At 60.7% G+C, this 19,485-nt stretch carries 15 protein-coding genes and 2 pseudogenes; 11 read left to right on the plus strand and 6 right to left on the minus strand.

The genetic code is table 11. The features are described from left to right. The 7 genes from FJ471_RS29500 to FJ471_RS29530 form a co-directional block, all read left to right on the plus strand. Nucleotides 1-2,154: autotransporter outer membrane beta-barrel domain-containing protein (locus FJ471_RS29500; RefSeq protein WP_140808597.1), on the plus strand; the 2,154-nt coding region annotated here is incomplete at its 5' end. Nucleotides 2,155-2,234: 80 nt separating this feature from the next. After that, a complete protein-coding gene (locus FJ471_RS29505; protein ID WP_246684865.1) occupies nucleotides 2,235-2,804 on the plus strand; it encodes an invasion associated locus B family protein in 570 nt (189 codons plus the stop codon). Between the two features lie 1,214 nt (nucleotides 2,805-4,018). Further along, the gene (locus FJ471_RS29510; protein WP_140808611.1) at nucleotides 4,019-4,954 is read left to right on the plus strand and encodes an NADP-dependent oxidoreductase; all 936 of its coding nucleotides are present in this window, start codon (nucleotides 4,019-4,021) and stop codon (nucleotides 4,952-4,954) included. A 79-nt stretch (nucleotides 4,955-5,033) separates the two neighbouring features. Continuing rightward, complete coding sequence (locus FJ471_RS29515) at nucleotides 5,034-5,702, plus strand: HD domain-containing protein (protein WP_140808613.1); 669 nt, start codon at nucleotides 5,034-5,036, stop codon at nucleotides 5,700-5,702. 90 nt (nucleotides 5,703-5,792) lie between these two features. After that, on the plus strand, nucleotides 5,793-6,215 hold the full coding sequence (locus tag FJ471_RS29520; protein ID WP_246684868.1) for a cupin domain-containing protein: 423 nt from the start codon (nucleotides 5,793-5,795) through the stop codon (nucleotides 6,213-6,215). Nucleotides 6,216-6,373: 158 nt separating this feature from the next. Next, on the plus strand, nucleotides 6,374-7,348 hold the full coding sequence (locus FJ471_RS29525; protein ID WP_140808599.1) for a GlxA family transcriptional regulator: 975 nt from the start codon (nucleotides 6,374-6,376) through the stop codon (nucleotides 7,346-7,348). A gap of 188 nt (nucleotides 7,349-7,536) precedes the next feature. Next, complete coding sequence (locus tag FJ471_RS29530) at nucleotides 7,537-8,178, plus strand: HD domain-containing protein (RefSeq protein ID WP_140808601.1); 642 nt, start codon at nucleotides 7,537-7,539, stop codon at nucleotides 8,176-8,178. Nucleotides 8,179-8,623: 445 nt separating this feature from the next. Here the strand turns inward: FJ471_RS29530 and FJ471_RS29535 are convergent. From FJ471_RS29535 to FJ471_RS29550, 4 genes and pseudogenes are all read right to left on the minus strand, one after another. Continuing rightward, nucleotides 8,624-9,465 (minus strand): annotated as a pseudogene (locus FJ471_RS29535) (LysR family transcriptional regulator). Nucleotides 9,466-9,528: 63 nt separating this feature from the next. Further along, nucleotides 9,529-9,804, minus strand: a complete 276-nt coding sequence (locus tag FJ471_RS29540; RefSeq protein ID WP_140808617.1) for a hypothetical protein — start codon at nucleotides 9,802-9,804, stop codon at nucleotides 9,529-9,531. 165 nt (nucleotides 9,805-9,969) lie between these two features. Next, entirely contained in the window at nucleotides 9,970-10,179 is a 210-nt protein-coding gene (locus FJ471_RS29545) for a cold-shock protein (protein ID WP_095769174.1), read from the minus strand. Between the two features lie 1,352 nt (nucleotides 10,180-11,531). Then, on the minus strand, nucleotides 11,532-11,657 hold the full coding sequence (locus FJ471_RS29550; RefSeq protein WP_246684866.1) for a hypothetical protein: 126 nt from the start codon (nucleotides 11,655-11,657) through the stop codon (nucleotides 11,532-11,534). A 491-nt stretch (nucleotides 11,658-12,148) separates the two neighbouring features. On the opposite strand from FJ471_RS29550, the gene FJ471_RS29560 reads away from it, so the two are divergent. From FJ471_RS29560 to FJ471_RS29575, 4 genes are all read left to right on the plus strand, one after another. Then, complete coding sequence (locus tag FJ471_RS29560; RefSeq protein WP_140808605.1) at nucleotides 12,149-13,264, plus strand: helix-turn-helix transcriptional regulator; 1,116 nt, start codon at nucleotides 12,149-12,151, stop codon at nucleotides 13,262-13,264. 162 nt (nucleotides 13,265-13,426) lie between these two features. After that, nucleotides 13,427-14,710 carry a YadA-like family protein gene (locus FJ471_RS29565; protein ID WP_140808607.1) on the plus strand — a complete coding sequence of 428 codons (1,284 nt, stop codon included), beginning with the start codon at nucleotides 13,427-13,429 and terminating at the stop codon, nucleotides 14,708-14,710. 107 nt (nucleotides 14,711-14,817) lie between these two features. Further along, nucleotides 14,818-15,363, plus strand: coding sequence for a hypothetical protein (locus FJ471_RS29570; RefSeq protein ID WP_224670241.1), 546 nt, complete (start codon nucleotides 14,818-14,820; stop codon nucleotides 15,361-15,363). Between the two features lie 61 nt (nucleotides 15,364-15,424). Further along, nucleotides 15,425-18,766: an autotransporter domain-containing protein gene (locus FJ471_RS29575; RefSeq protein WP_246684867.1), complete on the plus strand. Its 3,342-nt coding sequence runs from the start codon at nucleotides 15,425-15,427 to the stop codon at nucleotides 18,764-18,766. Nucleotides 18,767-19,085: 319 nt separating this feature from the next. Here the strand turns inward: FJ471_RS29575 and FJ471_RS29580 are convergent, their stop codons facing one another. After that, nucleotides 19,086-19,328 (minus strand): conjugal transfer protein TraD, encoded by a 243-nt coding sequence (locus FJ471_RS29580; protein WP_140808621.1) that lies wholly within the window; start codon nucleotides 19,326-19,328, stop codon nucleotides 19,086-19,088. A 1-nt stretch (nucleotide 19,329) separates the two neighbouring features. After that, nucleotides 19,330-19,485 (minus strand): annotated as a pseudogene (locus FJ471_RS35435) (conjugal transfer protein TraD); the annotation flags it as partial.

Genomic DNA, 19,485 nt, shown 5'->3' on the forward strand with positions numbered 1-19,485 from the left:
GGCAACGGCACCTGGCAGAGTTCCTCCGGCAACGACAACTGGACCGAACAGACGGGCCTGATCAACGCCGCTTATTCAGACGGCGCCTTGGCCATCTTCGCAGGCGCCGCCGGCACGGTCACTGTGGACAATGCGCTCGGCCAGGTGACGGCAGCCGGCATGCAGTTCGCCACCGACGGCTATGTCATCCAGGGCGGCGGCATCGGGCTCATCGGGCCGCAGTCGACGATCCGGGTGGGTGACGGCACCAGCGCCGGCGCTGGCTTCACGGCGACGATCGCTTCCGCACTCACCGGCGACACCCAACTCGTCAAGACGGATGCCGGAACGCTGGTGCTGACCGGGGCCAATAGCTACACCGGCGGCACGGCGGTCAATGGCGGCACGCTGCGGGTCTCGGCCGATGCCAATCTCGGCGACGCGGCAGGCGGGCTCTCCTTCAACGGCGGCACGCTCGACACCACCGCCAGCTTTGCCAGCGGCCGCGCCGTCGACATCATCGGCCAGGGCACGCTTTCGACCGACGCCGCCACCACGCTGACCTTGAACGGAGTGCTCTCGGGCGCCGGCGCGTTGACCAAGAGCGGCGCCGGCACGCTGGCGCTGACGGCCGACTCTTCCGGCTTCACCGGCACCACCGCGATCGGCGGCGGCACCGTCAACGTCTCGGGGAGCCTGTGCGGCGACGTCAACGTGCTTTCCGGGGGGCGCCTCGAAGGCACCGGCACGGTCTGCGACACCACCAACGCGACAGGCGGCACCATCGCAGCCGGCAATCCGGGTGTGCCGGGCACGCTCACCATTGCCGGCAACTATACCGGCAATGGCGGCACGCTGGAGATCGAGACCGTGCTTGGCGGCGATGCCTCCGCCACCGACCGGCTGGTTGTCACCGGCAACACCGCCGGCACCACCACGCTCAAGGTCGCCAATCTCGGCGGCGGCGGCGCACAGACGGTGGAAGGCATCAAGATCATCGATGTCGGCGGCACGTCGGCCGGCACCTTCTCGCTCGCCGGCGACTATGTCTTCCAGGGCGACCAGGCGGTGATCGGCGGCGCCTATGCCTACCGGCTCTACAAGAATGGCGTGAGCACGCCCGATGACGGCGACTGGTATCTGCGCTCGGCACTCACCACCCCCGACAACCCGCCAGGGCCGCTCTACGCCCCAAGCGCGCCTCTGTACGAGGCCTATGAAGGGGTGCTGCAGACTTTCAATGAACTCGGGACCTTGCAGCAGCGTATCGGCAACCGGTCATGGGGCGAGGGCGCGACGCCGGAAGGTGCCGATGTTCCCGGGCAGGGTCCGGTCGACGGCAAGGCGATATGGGCCCGCATCGAGGCGGCGCACGCCAAGCTCGATCCGAAGACCTCGACCACCGGCACCGACTACGACGTGACGACCTGGAAGTTTTATGCCGGCGTCGACGGCCTGCTGCATGAGAACGAGGCCGGTGTGCTGATCGGCGGGATCACGGCCCACTACGGCACCGCTTCGTCGGACATATCCTCGATCTTCGGCACAGGCTCGATCGCAGCGACCGGCTACGGCGTCGGTGGCACGCTCACCTGGTACGGCAACAGCGGCTTCTATATCGACACGCAGGCACAGGCGACATGGTATGATAGTGACATCCGCTCAGCCACGCTCGGCACACTGGCCGATGGCAATAACGGCTTCGGCTATGCGCTGAGCGTCGAGAGCGGGCAGAAGATCGCGCTCTCCAGCAAATGGTCGCTGACGCCGCAGGCTCAGCTCGCTTACTCCGATGTCCGCTTCGACACATTCACCGACAAGTTTGGTACCGTTGTGTCGCCCGGCAGCGGCGACAGCCTTATCGGCCGTCTCGGCCTGTCGGCGGACTATGAGAACCAGTGGGCGGATGCCGCGGGCCAGGTCAGCCGCACACACATCTATGGCATCGCCAACCTCTACTACGACTTCCTCGACGGAACCGATGTCGATGTCTCAGGTGTGAAGCTGGTCAGCCAGAACCAGGCTCTGTGGGGTGGTGTCGGCCTCGGCGGCTCGCTCGACTTCGCCGATGGCAAGTACGCCGTCTTCGGCGAGGCGACGGCAAAGACCAGTCTGGAGAAGTTCGGCGACAGCAACTCCATCGGCGCCAAGCTCGGCTTCAGCGTGCGCTGGTAGCTGCGAGTGCCGCTGTAGGCTGATATGCGCCAGCTAAAGATCCGAGGGCGATGCACGCTCGCGGACCGGTGTTTGATAGAATGGACAAGAACATGAATCGGAAGAATTGGGGCAGAAGCGTCCTGCTGGCCGCCACTGCGCTGCTGGTCATGGGCTTTGCCATCTCCGCGTTTGCGCAGGAGGCTGGGCTGCCAGGTGGAGCGACATCCCTGAGGGAAGGGCATGGCGACTGGACTGTGTCCTGCAACATCACGACGCAGAACGGCGCCTCCAGCAAAGCCTGCGCGCTTTCACAGGAGCAGACCGACGCCCAGTCGCGCCAGCGCGTGCTGGCCATTGAACTGCGCCCCAATGGCCAGGCCGTCCAGGGAACATTGGTGCTGCCATTCGGCTTGGCGCTGGACCAAGGCGTGACGCTTCAGATCGACGATGGGGTCGTGCTTCCGGCGTTACGCTTCCGCACCTGTCTTCCTGGCGGCTGCCTAGTCAATCTGAGCTTCGAGGACGACACCTTGGCGGCCTTGCGCAGTGGAAAGAGCCTCAAGATCAAGGTCGTCGCCGACGGTGGCAAGGAGACCAATCTGGCTCTTTCGCTGAACGGGTTTCCGGGAGCGCTCGACAGGACGGCCGCGCTGCTGCAGGAGCCATGACTGGCGCATCGAAGCGGCTTGAAACGTCAGGGCAGGTAAGCGGGGCAAGGCGTTGGCTAAACGAGAGCTTGCCCTTCTTATCAAGGAACATGGCGAAATGCAAAAGCGAGTCCGCACCGGCAACACCCGCGATACCGTATTGGAGTTTGTTGCCTACTTCTGGCCAAGCATCGTGTTCACCCTCCTGTTGATCCCGCTCTCGTGGTGGGTTTCGTGAACGACGCTTGGCGGCGCCCGACACCTGCGCAGGCACAGACAGCCGTCAGGCATGCGTTTAGGTGCCTGTGTGATGCCCGCAAGGCGATGACGCGTGCGGAATTCACAGCCTACGTGCGGGAAAACGTTGATCAGCTTGGCGGCCGAGGCTTCGCGCTCGACATTGGTGATCTCATCGTTGAGGCGGTTACCGTCGAGTAGAAATGCCGCCGATCGGCACGTCCCACGAGTCGCCGGTTGGCGCCCCACAACGCCAGGCAGAGACGCGCTGGAGGGGGTGATCACCGCCCTACGTTTACATAATGGATATTATGAGAAGCTAAGTGCTTGACATGAATTATAAAAGTTAGTTCCATAACTAAACTTCTGCCGCTTTTGGCGTGTCGACTGGGGTTAGCTTTTCGAACTTTCTGCGTTGAGCCTGCAGCTGAATTTTGCGCGCGGATAAAAAAATGGGCGGTTTGGATCCGCAGTGTTGCGACTTTGATCGAAGCTCATATCTGGGCGTTCGAGGCGGAAGACCGCTACATCGCGACACCCACTATTGAAGGGGCATTCTTTTGCTATCGGAGGCACGCCGCTTGGTCGAAGTTTTCTAGTTTTGAGGGCAGAAGTTGACTGCTGCCCTAGCGGATTACCCTAACCCCACTCTTTCACTACCAGAAATTGCTCGGTTGGCGACCCTCTCCCAGCTGCGACGGCTTGCCAAGTAGGCGAAATCGTCTTTCAGGTGAAAAACGAACCGCTGTCAGAAAACGACGCACGACTGTCCTGATTCGCAGCATCGTTTTTGTCGTTCAAGGCGGACACCTTTGCTACATACGGGCGAGCAGACAATCGCCATGGTGCGCCGCCTCGGAGACAAGGACGGCTGGGATGTTATCGCCAGCTGGTTACAGCAGGTCTCGGGCAGGTGGTCGACCAAGCGCAAGGAGACCGAAATGACCGCCTGCAGCAGCATGTCCCCTCAGGTAGAAGAAGGGCAGATCCATTCGACGATGATGGCTTGGCGCGTGCACGAGTTCGGGCCACCCGAGGTCATGAGATTCGAGCGTGTTCCGCGCCCTGAGCCCGGTCCCGACGAAATCCTTGTCAAGGTTAGCGCGGCTGGGGTCGGTCCCTGGGATGGCTGGATTCGGGCCGGCAAGAGCGCGTTGCCGCAACCGCTCCCGTTGATCCTGGGCTCGGATATTTCCGGCGAAGTCGTCGCGACCGGCTCCGGGGTTTCCGAACTGTACGCGGGTGATCAGGTTTATGGTGTCACAAACCCCCGATTTATCGGAGCTTATGCCGAGTACGCTTTGGCTGACGCTACGATGATCTCGCTTAAGCCAGGCTCGCTGACTCACGTCGAAGCCGCCACCGTTCCCGTCGTTTCCGTGACGGCCTGGCAGGCATTGTTCGACCACGCCCAGCTCAAGCCGGGTCAAACGGTGGTCATTCACGGGGCCGCCGGGAATGTGGGGGCTTACGCCGTTCAATTGGCGGGTCACGCTGGGATCCAAACGGTGGTCACCGTGGGTGCGGACGACATTCCTTTCGTGCGAGATCTCGGCGCGGACAGGGTCATCGATTATCGAGCGCATCGATTCGAGGAGGAAGTGCGAGACGCAGATGCGGTTATCGATCTGGTCGGCGGTGACACACAGGGACGTTCCTTCCAGGTTCTTCGTCGAGGCGGAAAGCTTATATCGGCGGTCTCAAATCCGGACCAGCATCTGGCAGAACGCCATGGTGTTGAGGCCAAGTTCTTTCTGGTCAACGTCACCAGGCAACATCTCGCCGATATCGCTCGTCTGATCGAAGGCGGAAATCTCACGGCCAGGGTGGGGGCAGTCTTGCCGCTGGCGGAGGCTCGCGAGGCTCATTTGATGTTGGAAGGCGCGCGGCCCCAGCCGAAGGGAAAGATCGTGCTCGCCACCGGAGCGATTTGACCGATCAAGCTTTCGCGTTGCGCTCGTGAAGGCGGACATGCGCGTCATCGCTCCGCGCCAGCTTTGGAAAGGAACAACAATGACTGCGGAAAACCTCGCTCGTTCCATCGTCATCCCGGATTCTTTGCTTGCGAAAGAGGCGACAGACATCCTTCGGGAGCATTCCACCGCGCTGCTCTTCAATCACTCGATGCGCGTGTATCTGTTCGCAGCCGAGCAGGGCCGCCAGAGGAAACTGCGCTTCGATTCCGAACTCCTGTATGTCGCGGCGGCCTTTCACGACCTCGGACTAATCCGGAAGTTCTCCAGCCCGGACGAGCGCTTCGAAGTCGATGGTGCCAACGCTGCTCGCCAGTTCCTTGGCGCACACAACATCTCTGAAGATCAAGTGCAAACCGTTTGGGAGGCTATCGCGTTACACACCACCCCTGGCATTCCGAAGTACATGCGCCCCGAAGTGGCGCTGCTCAATTCCGGCGTTCTTCTCGATGTGCTGGGGATGGGGTTCGACCAATTCCCCGCGGGTCTTCGCGATGAAATCGTGGCGAAGTACCCGCGCACAGATTTCAAGGAAGGCTTCGTTCGGGAGTATTTTGCCGGATTCGCTCACAAGCCCGCCACCACTTATGGCACGGTCAATGCCGCGTTTTGCGAGCGTTTCATCCGCGGGTTCAAGAGTCCCAACGCGTGCGACCTCATCGCCGCGTCTCCCTTCCCCGACACTGCAGACGCATGCAGAACCAAATGAGGTGTGATTATGTCGATGAATGAATTGTCAATTTGGCCAGATACGGCGTCGAGCCACGGAAGGATTGCAGCTGAAGCCCTGAAGCGACTGGTGCGAGGGGCGTTCCTCGTGTGGGTGATAGCCGTGATGACGCTACATGCGTCGCCGACGATGGCGCAGAACAGGGAGAAAGTTAAAGTCATCTTCGAGCAAGCGCTACCGAATGTCCAAGGGAAGAAGATGGTGGCTGTTACTGTGAGCTATCCCGCAGGAGCAAAATCGCTGTCACATCGGCACGCAGTCTCAGCATTTATCTACGCCTACGTACTTTCTGGGACCGTCCGCAGCCAGGTCGACGATCAGCCTGCCAAAGTGTATCACGTCGGTGAATTTTTTTACGAAGTGCCGGGCTCGCATCACAGAATCAGCCAAAATGCGAGCAATAAGGAACCTGCAAGCTTGTTGGCAGTCTTCGTCGTGGACGCCAAGGACGCACCATTGACGGCCCCAGACAAGGGGACAGGCTCCCAATAATAGGCCTCTGCGTCGCTCTTGATCACCACCAACGGACTTTGCAGTAATCGGTCGACGCTGTGATCAATTCCCGACTATTGGTTCTCGATCAGGTTCGGTCGTTGTAGCCTTCGGAGGCTCTTGCATCATGCGGCGCCAGACTAAAGAGGCTGTCAGAGGTGCCCAAACAATCTGTCGCGATCGTCATCTGTGAGGGGGTCCAGGCTCTGGATGTGGCAGGGCCGATGGACGTATTCAGCGAGGCCAACGCGTTTCTCGCCAGCACGGACCACTATGAAACAGTATTGGTCGCCGCCCACCGCAATCCGTTGCGGGCATCGAATGGCATGCGGCTGGTGGCCGACGCGACCTTCGAGGAGGCGGAGGGCGGTTTCGATATCGCACTGGTCGCCGGCACTCCGACGCCACCAGAAGCGGTGTCCGACCCGAGCCTGCTTCAGTGGGTTCAGGGGTTGCCGTGGCGGTCGAGTGTTTATGGGTCGATCTGTACCGGAGCTTTTGTGCTCGGCCATGCCGGATTACTCGACGACCGGCGTGTCACGACCCATTGGCAGGATGCACAGGCCCTGGCAGCCCGATTTCCGAAGACGAAGGTCGAGCCGGATCTGATCTATGTCCGCGACGGACGGTTGATCACAGCTGCCGGTGTAACTGCGGGCATAGATTTGGGTTTGGCGCTCGTCGGGCAGCGGCACGGCGCGGAAACGGCGCTTAAGGTCGCCAAGCGTCTGGTTGTAGTTGCCCAGCGCCAGGGCGGACAATCCCAGTTCAGTCCGTACCTTACGGCTCCTGCTGATCCTGCATCGCCAATCGCGCGTATCCAGGATCACGTCATGGCCAACATTGGAGATCGGCACACGCTGGATTCGCTGGCAGTGGTCATCGGCATGAGCCCGCGGAATCTGGCTCGACATTTCGGGCAGGTAACCGGGACCACGCCTCACGAATTCGTCGAGCGCGCTCGCGTTGATGCGGCGCGTATGATGCTGGAAGCAAGCGACCGACCTTTAAAGGCAGTCGCCTTCGACTGCGGCTTCGGGTCAGTCGATCGGATGAGGATCGTATTCAGCACGCGCCTTGGAGTGACACCGGCTCAATATCGCACCAGTTTCCGGCGGTCCGCGTCGGAATAGGTAGCGATCGATCCTGCAACAAGATTGTTGTCCCTCGTACTGCCATAAACACTCTGACGGACCTGTTTGTCATGATACGACGTACGGCTGTCCTGATTCATAGCATCCTGTTCGTTGTTCGAACCACGGCTCTTTTGCTTAATGCCAACCAGCAACTAGTCTAACTGGCATACGAAGGAGTTTGCTCGATGTCCGAGATCATAGCCGGCATCCGCGTACCTGACAGTGCTATCGCGCGCGCCGCGACGCAGCTCGTGCGTGATACCGAAGACGACTTGCTCTACCGTCACAGCCGCCGCGTCTTCTTTTGGGGCGCGCTAACCGGCGAGCGTCGCAGCCTGAAGTACGATCCGGAGCTACTTTATTTGGGCGCTATGTTCCACGACATGGGCCTAACCGAGAAATATTCGAGTCCCGAGCTCCGCTTCGAGGTCGATGGCGCAAACGCAGCCCGCGAATTCATGAAAAGCTACAGCGTGCCCGCTCGTGATGTAGAGGACGTTTGGACCGCTATCGCTCTCCACACCACGCCCGGAATCCCCGAACATATGCGCCCGACGATCGCCCTGGTGACCGCAGGTGTTGAAATGGACGTGCTCGGCATCGCATATCACGACTTCACAAATGAACAGCGCGATCATGTTTGCGTCGATCATCCCCGCGAGCCGAACTTCAAGGAGAACATCATCGATCATTTTGCCATAGGCACCGTCAGCAAACCATTGACGACCTTTGGGAATGTGAAGGCCGACGTGCTGGCGCTAAAGGATGTGAACTATGTCCGCCAGAATTTCTGTTCGATAATCCTTGGCTCGGCTTGGCCAAATTGAGCGGTGATTGCCAACAGCGCTGCTCAGCGCCGACCCGGCAACCAGGCACGCCTGAACATTGGCGGACCGTTGGGCTATAGCGGCAGCAGCTGATCGTCAGAGAGTCCAGGTTGGCTGGGGTTCTTGGAAGCTTTTCGAACTTTCTGCGCCTCACCTCAACCCGAATTGCGGATGTATATGGATAAGGCGGGCCAGCAGATTTGGTCTTAGGGTAGTTCGGGAGGCATCGAGTGCACCGCCTGCTTTACGCCTCAATTCCAGTGATTGGGAGCCTTAGTACAGAACCCCGAATGCTGACGAATGATCGTAACCTGATCAGTCATTGTTTCAGGTGACGAAGCGGTTTGACGAGGCGGCGTGATCACTTCGCAACCTGGCCAGGTCACTGCGGCGGCACCACGCCGCGCTTTGCGTCTTGTCAACCCGCCAGCGCCAGCTTGCCGTATCAGTTGATCTCGCTTTCGATCTCCGAGATAAGGTTTTTAACGCGGGGTTCCTCGCTTTCTTCGCGCGGCGCACGATGTAGACGAGCGACGCCGGAGCCGGCAGGCGCTCGCTGATGATCTCCATATCCGGGCGGACGTGACGATCGTTAAGGAGCGCGACCCCGAGACCCGCCTGCACGCCGGCGATGATGCCTGCGGCACTGGAACACTCGAACACCGTTGCCAGGTTCGAGCGTTCGTCCTGACCGATGTCGATGGCCCAACGTCGGTAGAAGCAGTCGTCATCGAAAGACAGGAAAGGCAGGGGAGCCCGTCCTCCGGCGCCAGCTCGCGGTACTTCACCCAACGCAGGTTTTCGCGGAACGACACGACATCTATCGGCCGGACTTCATGCCCGAAGAGCTGGATAATCGCGACGTCCAGTTCGCCATGTTCCAGCATGGACCGGAGCACCAGGCTCATGCGCACTTTCATCCGGACTGAAACCTGCGGGTGCAGGGGCCGGAAGCGACCGAGGATGCGGGACAGGTCCGAGCAGTCGTATCCTCAGTCAACCCGAGCAGGATGCGGCCAGCCAGGTTCGATTTCGCGAAGCTGACGACCGCCTCATCGTGAAGCCCGAGGATCTTCGCCGCATAGGCCAGAAGCCTTCGCCATCTGTCATGAACATGCCTCCGCCCGAACGCCGGTCGAGCACTTCGCAACCCAGGTTGGTCCCCATCCGCTTGATCTTGTGGCTCACGGCCGACTGCGTCAGGCCCAGCGCCGCGGCGGCCCTCGTCACCCCGCCATGCAGCTTAATCGCTCGAAGAGCGACGATACGGGATAGCAAGTGCCAGATCGTCGGAACGCCGTCGGTGTGAGCAAATGGTTCGCCCAGAGTACGGCCACAAGATTGCTTTGTTCAGATGCGATCAAAGGTGAAGGACGTCAGAAGACTGGTGACGAAGTTGCTTGCCTTCTCTTTGACGAGAACCTCGGTCCATTCGTCAGTCCCTCGCAGCCTCAGGTCCGTGGAGATGCTCTCTATCGCAGCCTCTTCAAGGCGCTTGATGTGCGACAGGAACACAGCCTCGTCGCCTGTCTTGTAGATGTCCCGCACGACTAATCGGAGAATTTCCTGAACGGCGATTTGCCACGCGGTATTAATTGTCTGAAGCTCGTGTATTTTGTTGGTCATCGAGGTTTCCTCGATCATCAGGGCCTTCGGCACGCCGCCAATATCCATTATTCGAAGCGTACATTCCGCCAGAACTAAAAAAGGTCAGGCAGATTTGCCTGACCCATTAGGTCTCATGCTTTCAACAGTGCCAGTACATCCGTGGTCAAAGGAAAGCTGATCCGTTTAGACGGCCTGCAGCTTGCCGGCAGACATCTTGCCCGACTTGCTGTCCCGCTCAAGTTCATAGCCAATCTTCTGGCCCTCAACGATTTCACGCATACCGGCGCGCTCGACGGCAGAGATGTGAACGAACGCGTCGGCGCCGCCGTTGTCAGGTTGGATGAAACCGAATCCCTTGGTGGAATTGAACCATTTAACTGTGCCAGTGGTCATGATGAACCCTTTCATAGCAATTATTGAATGACGGCAACGCGAGCGCGCTGCCGATTAGGTAGATGACGATTTTGAAAGGAAGTTCGTTCAGGGCGCGGTGCCAAGCGCGCGATAACCAAAGCTCAGCCAGCAATATCGACGACTGCTTGTCTATCCCGGCTCGCCCGGCGTGTCAACTTTTAGTTTTTCGAGCCGTTAGTTTCAACTTATTGGTGCGCGCTTGACCTGTTGATCGATCCGACGGTGCCGAGGTGCGGGGGGCGGCGCAGTGGAGTGGCGGGCAGTGTCGCACTTTGAAATGCTCTCGCCTCTGGCCTCTAGGTCCGGCGGGACGCTCTCGCGCTCTTGATGAGTTGATTGATCCGCTTGCGAAGGGCCAACCGGATCCCTGTCGGCACCGGCCGGGAAGAAATTCTCCGTCAGCGGTTGCTCGCTCATGAGAGTGGCAATCCTGTGAAGCGCGCCGTCCACAATGAAACGGGAGTTCCGGCGCGGACTCGCCGCAATTTCATTTGTGTAAAGCGAGGTTCGAATTCGCTTCTGGTTGGTGTCCGCAAGGATCGGAATCGATCACTTGCCAAAATGCGTACGAATGGCTGGAATGGTGCTCTAGCAGCTGTGAATCGGCCCACGGTAGGCCGACTTCCTCGAAGGCGAAACCCGCTCCTAGACGTCATCCAGGACATGAAGCGCGAAGTCGACGGGCTGCGGTGCAAGCAAGCGGGCCGTAACCGGAACCTTTTACTGGTTCCGAAATTTAAGGGCTGTCCAGGAGGCTCCTGGCCATTTCAACCCCCTCAACTCGCCCGTCGGCTCCGGCCGGCGGGTTTTTTCACGTTGTGTTACAGCCTAATCGCGGAATGAAACCTTGGGCTCGGAGATGAGTTCGGAAGGCATGACCGGAGCTTCACGGAATTGTGCATGGGTCGTGATGGTAGGGCCGAACAGGGTCAGATCGAAATCTTGGTGATTAGGCTGGTCAAAGAGACCACCGAGACGAGAAACAAGCACGGGAGCTGATCGAGATGATCGGCACCGACTGGCCGTTGCTCGTGCGAGAGGCGCGCTTCCTAAAGGGAAGGCATTGAAGGCCGCCGGCGACGGTCGCGATTCCGTCAGGCTGGATGGGTGAGTTTTTTGTTGCGTGGGTCCCTAACTGGATTAGGAATTTGCATTCCGCTTGGGGAGGGATCTATGCCCATTTACAAGAGGGCCGAAGAAGCCGGTATCTTCAGTTCCTCAGATATCGCGCTGCTCAGGCGGGTGTTCGACAAATTGAAAAGCGAACACCAATCCCGTGAGCGGCGTGAGGCCCTGGGCGTCTCGACTCCTAGCAAACTTCCAGGCCGGGATCAGGAAATCGCCGCCCGGAGGTTTTGCAGGGTCTCGGAGGCGAGGTCGACGTTGTTCGGCTGGTCGAACAGCACGATAACAAACTCATCGCCACCAAGTCGTACGACAGTGTCAGTCGCCTTCACGCATTCGACCAGATGTCCGGTTGCGCTGGAGCGCTGCGAGGATTGCGCTGAGATGGCGAAGCAGCTCGCCGGGACGGGCTCTCGAAAAACATAGCCCCACGCTTGGCCAATGCCTCGTGCCGAGCGGTGTCTCTCGTCTCGGCAATTGCGACCAGTGCGCCGGCCGAGATTTCTCTCGAAGCAGCACGTGACCTAATCGAAGTGATCGGGACGGGACTAGAACTCGCTGCTTCGAGTGACCCGTTTTTGAAACGCCGGAACTAGCTCAGGTGTCCAGCACAATGTGCCACAATCAGTTGGTCGAATTGGTACTTCGGACAGCGTACATGGCACGACGCATGGCGCGCCTCGTCTTCCTGCCGATAAAATGGCTTAACGGCATTTCGGGTTGACCACAGGTTGAAGCATGGCATGTTAGGAGCAGGGTCGATTGACGCGCGCGACCGCGTTCCAGCATGTCTGACACTTTCCCTTAAAAGGGTTAATGCGCGATGTTCGATGATCTTACGGACGAGATCTACGAGGCCGCCTTTGTCCCGGATTTGTGGGGCGGCGTTCTTGAAGCTGCCAGCGGTATTTCGGCCTCCGCAAGCGGTTCTATCATCGTCATCAGCGATAGTTCTCCAACACGCGGCAGAATAAGCGACAATTCCTTAGGCCAAAACGCCGCTTACGAGCACGTCCGGCCGCTATTCGAAGAATTTTTGGTCGGCCACAACTGGAAGATGTCTCCTGGCGTCGTGCGGATGTATGACATGAACCCGGCGAGCTTTGTCCATGTAGAAGCTTACATGAGCGAGGAGGAAATCGAACAGGACACGGTGCGGATGCGGCTGCGGGCGGCGGGAATTGGCTCTCACCTCTGTTCGGCGGTCCCCATGCCGAGCGGCGAGCTGGTCACCTTCGTCTTCCAGCGATGGACCGACCAAGGCATTCCAGATCAGGCGTCGGTAGACCGGCTCAACCTGCTTCGTCCGCATTTTGCGCGTGCTGGCTTGGTGTCGGCACGATTGGGAATGGAACAAGCCAAGGCTACCGTTTCGGCGCTCGATGCTATCGGGTTGCCTGCGGCGGTGCTGACCGCTTCAGGGCGGACCTTGACGACCAATACCCTATTGGAAGACATGGGGTCGGTGTTCCTCGCTACCGCTCATGGCGGCATGGCACTCACCAACACAGTCGCCAATGCGCTTTTTCAGGAAGCAATTACGCACAATAAGCTCAGCCAGATCGTGCGCTCGATCCCCATCCCAGCGAAGGAGGAAGACCCGGGGCTGGTCATTCACCTTGTACCACTGCGGCGGGCGGCACACGACATCTTTTCAGGTGGTGACATCCTGGTAGCCGCGACAGCGGTTAGTGCCAGCAACATGGTGCCGTCGCCGAGTGTGCTGAACGGCCTGTTCGACCTGACTCCGGCGGAGGCCCGGCTTGCCGCGACGCTCACCTCCGGCAAGTCATTGAAGCAGACAGCGCTGGTCTGCGGCATTCAACCCACGACCGCTCGCTACTATCTGGAGCAAATCTTTCGCAAGACCGGCACAAGCCAGCAGAGCCAGCTCGTTGCGCTGCTCAAAAGTGCCACGCCGCTCAGTCGCCAAAGATGAAAGTCAGCCCGAGGCTGCGGCGCCACAGGTGGAAAAAATGGCCACACCCCTGCCATATGACAGGTAGGCAAAGCAGCAGTCGCCCGGCAAAGCTCCCGCCATTGATGTCCTCGGACCGGCTCTTCCGGTCTCAACGAGGACTTGGAGTCGGGTGGGGCTATCATGGACATTCGAGCGTTGGCGGGCATTGTGGGCGTAGCGGCCGGAACGCTGCAACCTGACCGAGGCCATCGGGTCTCAACCGTGGCTTTGATCGGTTCGATAGGGCTTGCCCTCGGGACACTCGCCCTGGGGAACGCGTCAGCAGGTGAGTGCGCTGGCGGCCACGACACTGGCCATTCCAACAGCCTCGCCTGCGGCAATGATACCAGTATCGATATAGGACAGGCACAGACATCGGCTGCCTTCGCCACAGCCGTCGGTCCGCGCGCGTATGTGGGAGAGCTCGAAGGCTCGGCCGTGGGTTATAATGCGAAGGCAGGGGCGCAGGGCACTGCCTTCGGGGCCTATTCAAAAGCGGGGCTTGATATCGGCTTTCTGAGCAGCGGCAGCACGGCCATCGGCATGGGCGCCGAGGCGGGCGTAGCGGCTGATGGGCAGAACGAAGCTACTGCATTGGGTCACAACTCAACCGCCAATGCCTTGAACGCCACCGCGCTGGGCGCTGGGGCAACCGCCAATTTCCTCGCTTCGACCGCGATCGGACAAGGCGCATCGACAACACGCGACAACCAGGTCGCGATCGGCACCGGCGGAAACACTTATACGCTGGCAGGCGTCAATTCGCAGGCGAGCAAAGATGCCCAAGGCGGCCAGACCTATCTGATGACGACGGATGGCCGCGGCAACCTCGCAGTCTCGACGTTCGATACCGCGACGCTTGAGGCCCTGCCGGCCCAGGTTGCCCAAAACAGCACCGACATCACCACTCTGAACACCACAGTGAACAGCCACACAACACAGATCACCGCCAATACCACCGAACTCGCCGATCACGAGACGCGCATCACCAACAACACGACCGAGCTTGCCGACCACGAGACGCGGATCACCAGCAACACCGATGCTATCGCTGTAAATACCGCCCAGATTTCCGGTCTCGACACGCGGGTCACCACCAACACCACCAACATCGCGCAGCTCGATGGACGGGTCGGCGCGTTGGAATCCAGCTTCCAGGATCTCGGCGGCCAGATCAGCGAGAACCGCACCGAGGCGCGGGCCGGAATAGCCCTGGCGCTGGCGACAGCGGGACTGCGCTATGACGATCGTCCTGGCAAGCTGTCACTTGCCGGCGGATTCGGCAACTTCAAGGGGCAGTCGGGCCTGGCGCTTGGACTGGGCTACAACCCGAGCCTCGACTTCCGCCTCAACGGCGCGATCTCGGCAACCACGAACCATGGCGATGTCGGTGTCAGCCTCGGCGCGTCCTGGACCCTCAACTGACCTTGGCTTCGAGAGTGCCGATCGCACACATATGGCGGACCGGCGTGCGGCCAAGCTGTCTTGGGCGGGGGGCGATCGTTGCCGGCGCCATTCTGGCACTCGCGACGATCGCTGGGCCGCCTTTCCCCGCCCACGCGCAGACCAAGGAAAAGCGCGTCGGTCAGAAGGCGGCTCAGGCCGCCGACATCGATCGCAACGGTGTGCTGATTCTGACAAGGAGTGCGTTGCTGGCCTTGGACCAGGCGAACAAGACCGGCAATTATACCGTGCTGCGCGATCTCGGCTCGCCGAACTTCCAGGCAAACAGCGCCGCCAGCCTTGGTGATATCTTCGCCAGCCAGCGCAACCAGGGTCTCGACTTCAGCGCGGTTGCCGTGCTTGAGCCGCAACTGACCCTGCTGCCGCAGATCGAACCAAACGGCATGCTGCACATGGCGGGCTTCTTCCCGTCAGCTCCGCTAAAGGTAAATTTCGAGCTGCTGTTTGAGCCGGTCAACCGGCAATGGAAAATCTACGGCGTCTCGGTCAACCTCACACCGGGCGGCCCGCAAGCCCCTGAGACGCCCGCTGCCGTTCCGGTCAAGCCCGCCGGTTCCGGTCCTCCACCCAAGGCACCGTCACTCGTCGTTGAGCCTGGGAAGGTCAAGCCATAGCGGGCCGGCTCAGACGCATTCCTGCAAGCCAGGTTCTTTTCTCAATCGGAGATCGCATCAAATGGCCGACGAGACTATGCGCGAGCGGTACGGCTCCATCCTCCACCCTGCAGACGCATGGATGGTCCGCTGGCCAAGCGTCTATGGGCGATGTCACGGCTGGTGTTTGGTGCTGGCGGTCGCGGCGGCGCTCGCGCCAACATCCGCCATCGCCCAGATGATCATCGACGGTACGACGGTGACGGCTCCGCCTGATCTGCACGTCGCAGGTGATCTCTACGTTGGTGCGCACGGTGTCGGCGCTCTCACCGTTGGGGCGGGCGGCATGGTCACGAACGGGTTCGGCAATATCGGCAGCAGTGGTACCGGCAATGGTACGGTAACGGTGTCGGGCGCGGGTGCCCTGTGGGAGAATTCCCAGGAACTCAGTGTGGGTATTTCCGGTACCGGCGCGCTCAATGTGGGGGCGGATGGCACGGTCAAGAATTCGTATGGCTATATTGGCTGGGGCACTACCGGCTATGGTACCGCAACGATCTCAGGGGCTGGGGCGCTGTGGCAGAATTCCCAGGAACTCAGTGTCGGCAATCATGGCACCGGCACGCTCGATGTCGCGGCGGGCGGTACCGTCACCAATACTTATGGCTACATCGGCTGGGGCTCCACCGGCAATGGCACGGCAACGGTCTCAGGCGTTGGCGCGCTTTGGGAAAATTCCTACGATCTTCACGTGGGACATGACGGCATCGGGGCGCTGAATGTCGAGGCGGGCGCCACGGTCACTAACCGCTATGGCTATATCGGCTCCAGCAGCACCGGCAGTGGTACCGCGACGGTCGCGGGTGTGGGCGCGCTTTGGGAGAATTACCACGCTCTCAATGTCGGCTTTTCCGGAACCGGCGCGCTCAACGTCGGTGCAGGTGGCACGGTCAAGAATACGTACGGCTTTATCGGCACCGGTAGCACCGGTAACGGCACTGTGACGGTCGCCGGGACAGGCGCGTTATGGGAGAGTTCTCTCGATCTCAATGTCGGTAATAACGGCACCGGCGCGCTTGGTGTCGGGGCCGGCGGCACGGTCAAGAGCGGGGATGGCTATATCGGCACAGGCAGTACCGGCAATGGGCTCGCGACGGTCGCGGGGACAGGCGCGCTGTGGGACATTTCCACGGGTCTTCGTGTCGGCTATGTGGGCACTGGCGCCCTCACTATCGGGGCGGGCGGCACCGTCAAGAGTACGTTTGGTAATATCGGTCAGGCAGGCACCGGCAATGGAACCGTGACGGTCGCGGGAGCAGGTGCGCTGTGGCAGAATTCAAACATTCTCATTGTTGGTGTTTCCGGAACCGGCGCGCTCAATGTCGGCGCGGGCGGCACCGTCAAGAACAAGTCTGGCTATATCGGCACCAACAGTGGCGGCAATGGTGGGGGAACGGTCTCGGGGGCCGGCGCGCTGTGGGAGAATTCTCTCGAGCTCCATGTCGGTGATGCCGGCACCGGCGTACTCGCTATCTCCGATGGCGGAACGGTTCGCGTGGGCACCAGCGGCGCGGGCGCGGTCTCGATAGCTGACCACGCTACCAGCACCGGCACACTTGTGATCGGGGCAGCGGCGGGCAATCCGGCCGCAGCACCGGGAACGCTGGATGCCGCGCTGTTGAATTTTGGCGACGGCGTCGGCAGTTTGGTCTTCAACCATGCCGGCGCCGCCTACGAATTCTCCGCGGCCCTAGCCAGCACTGGTGTCGGCACGCACAGCCTTGACCATTACAGCGGCACCACCATGCTGACCGCCGACAGTTCGGGCTTCACCGGCGCGACGAATGTCAATGGCGGCACGCTGATCGTAAATGGCTCGCTCGGATCATCGTCGCTGATTACAGTCAATGAAGGCGGGTCACTGAAGGGAACCGGCGCAGTCGGCGACACTCTCATTAACGGTGGGGTGTTCGCGCCGGGCTCGGGCGTGCCGGGAAGCTTCGATACGGTTTCCGGCAACCTCAACTTTAACGGCGGCACTTACCAGGTGTTCGTCGATCCCGTGACGTCGTCGTTCGCCAGGGTGACCGGCGTGGCCGATCTGAGCGGGGCCACGCTGGCGATTAGCGTCAACGGCCCCCGTGTTGGGCAATTCAAGGTGCTGACCGCCGATGGCGGCCTCGGCGGCACGGAGTTCGCCTCGATCACCGGCATCACCAACACCGCGTTCCTGTCGATGGCGGACAGCTACGACGCCAATAACGCCTATCTCGATGTGACGAAGGTGCGCGATTTCGCCGATGCAGGTCAGACGCTCAATCAGATCGCCGCAGGCAATGGCGCTGAAAGCGTGGGCAGTGGCAACCCCATCCATGACGCTATCGTGGTGCTGCCGACGGTGGCGGCCGCCCGCGATACCTTCGACCAGTTGTCGGGCGAGATCGTCGCATCCGCCAAAGGCATGTTAGTCGAGGACAGCCGCTTTGTCCGCGACGCCGCAAACAGCCGCATTCGTGCCGCTTTCGGCGACGCCGGCTCCGCCGCGCTGCCGGTGATGACCTATGGCGAAGGCGGTCTCGAAATGGCTGCCGCCGACACTGACCGGTTCGCCGTCTGGGGCCAGGCCTTTGGCTCCTGGGGCAAGACCGATGGCGACGGCAATGCCGCCGCCCTCGACCGCTCCACCGGCGGCCTGCTAGCCGGCGCCGACACACTGGTGGGCGGCTGGCGTGTCGGTTTGCTCGGCGGTTATAGCCATTCCTCCTTTGAGGCCGAGGATCGCAATTCCTCCGGCAAAGCCGACAGCTATCACCTCGGCCTATACGGCGGCACCAATTGGGATGCTATCGCCTTCCGCACCGGCGCGGCCTATAGCTGGAGCAGCCTATCGACAAAACGCTCGGTCGGCTTCAACGGTTTTGCCGATCAACTCTCGGCCGACTACGACGCCGGCACCGCGCAGGTCTTTGGCGAACTCGCCTACAAGGTCGATACCAGCAACGGCTTCAAGTTCGAGCCGTTCGCCAACCTCGCTTATGTCGGCGTGCACAGCGACGACTTCACCGAGACCGGTGGCCCGGCGGCGCTGACCAGCACCGGCTCGACCATGGATGCCACCTTCACGACGCTCGGCTTGCGCGGCTCGACCGAACTGATGCTGGGCAATGCCAGCGCCACCGCACGCGGCATGTTCGGCTGGCGTCATGCCTTTGGCGATACCACGCCGCTGTCAACCGTGGCCTTCGCCGGTGGCGACGCCTTCACCATCGCCGGCGTGCCGATCGCCAGAGACGTAGCGGTGATCGAAGCAGGCGTCGACATGGAGATGTCGGCCAACGCAACGCTCGGCTTGTCCTATTCCGCGCAGTTCGGCGGTCGCACGGTGGATAAAGGCGCCAACGTCGATCTTAATTTGCGGTTCTGATAGGCATTGAACTAGGACTTTCCGTGGATCTTGAGACGACGCAAAGCGTGGAACGGTGCCTCGTAATGTGTTGATCCCCTTCTCAATCTCCACAGTTCGGGCGGGTTTTCGGTCCGAAGCACGTTGGGCGGGGATGGCGAATAAAAAAGTCCGCGTCTGCCGAGGATCGGCATCAAGCTGCGCTGGGCATCGTCCACATCATGCGCGCCGACCAAGATCGGGAGAGCTTCCTGCGCAAACGCTTGCCTGCGGCGTCGGCGCTGGCGTATCGGGCTGTTCGGGCTTCGTGCCGACCGCCACTCGCCGACCACCGGCATGTTCACTGGCCGTTTTTCTCCTCATGCCGTTCCGCATTGAACGCCTGCTTTCCCCTCGCAGCCCATAAATCGCGCGAATGCTTGCCTTCAGGGCTCTGAAGCTTTGCGGCGATCCAGAGCAGCGCTCCGTAGATGATTGCGCGATCGTCATTGGTCAGATCAACGATGCCTGCCTTGACGACGAGACCGCCGAGTTCAATCAGATGTCGGGTGCGCTTGCGGCGCTCGACCTGCCAGGTGCGCAGGTCATTGCGAGCCTGTGCCGCTTGCCGGCGATTGAGTGCTGCCCGGTTGTGCCGGAGCGCTACGAGGGTTGCGCTGAGATGCAGGAGCAACTCGCCGGGACCTGCTTTCGAAAAACATCACCCCACGCTTGGCCCATGCCTCACGCTTTCCGGTGTC

Source organism: Mesorhizobium sp. B2-7-1, assembly GCF_006440735.1.
GTDB lineage: Bacteria > Pseudomonadota > Alphaproteobacteria > Rhizobiales > Rhizobiaceae > Mesorhizobium.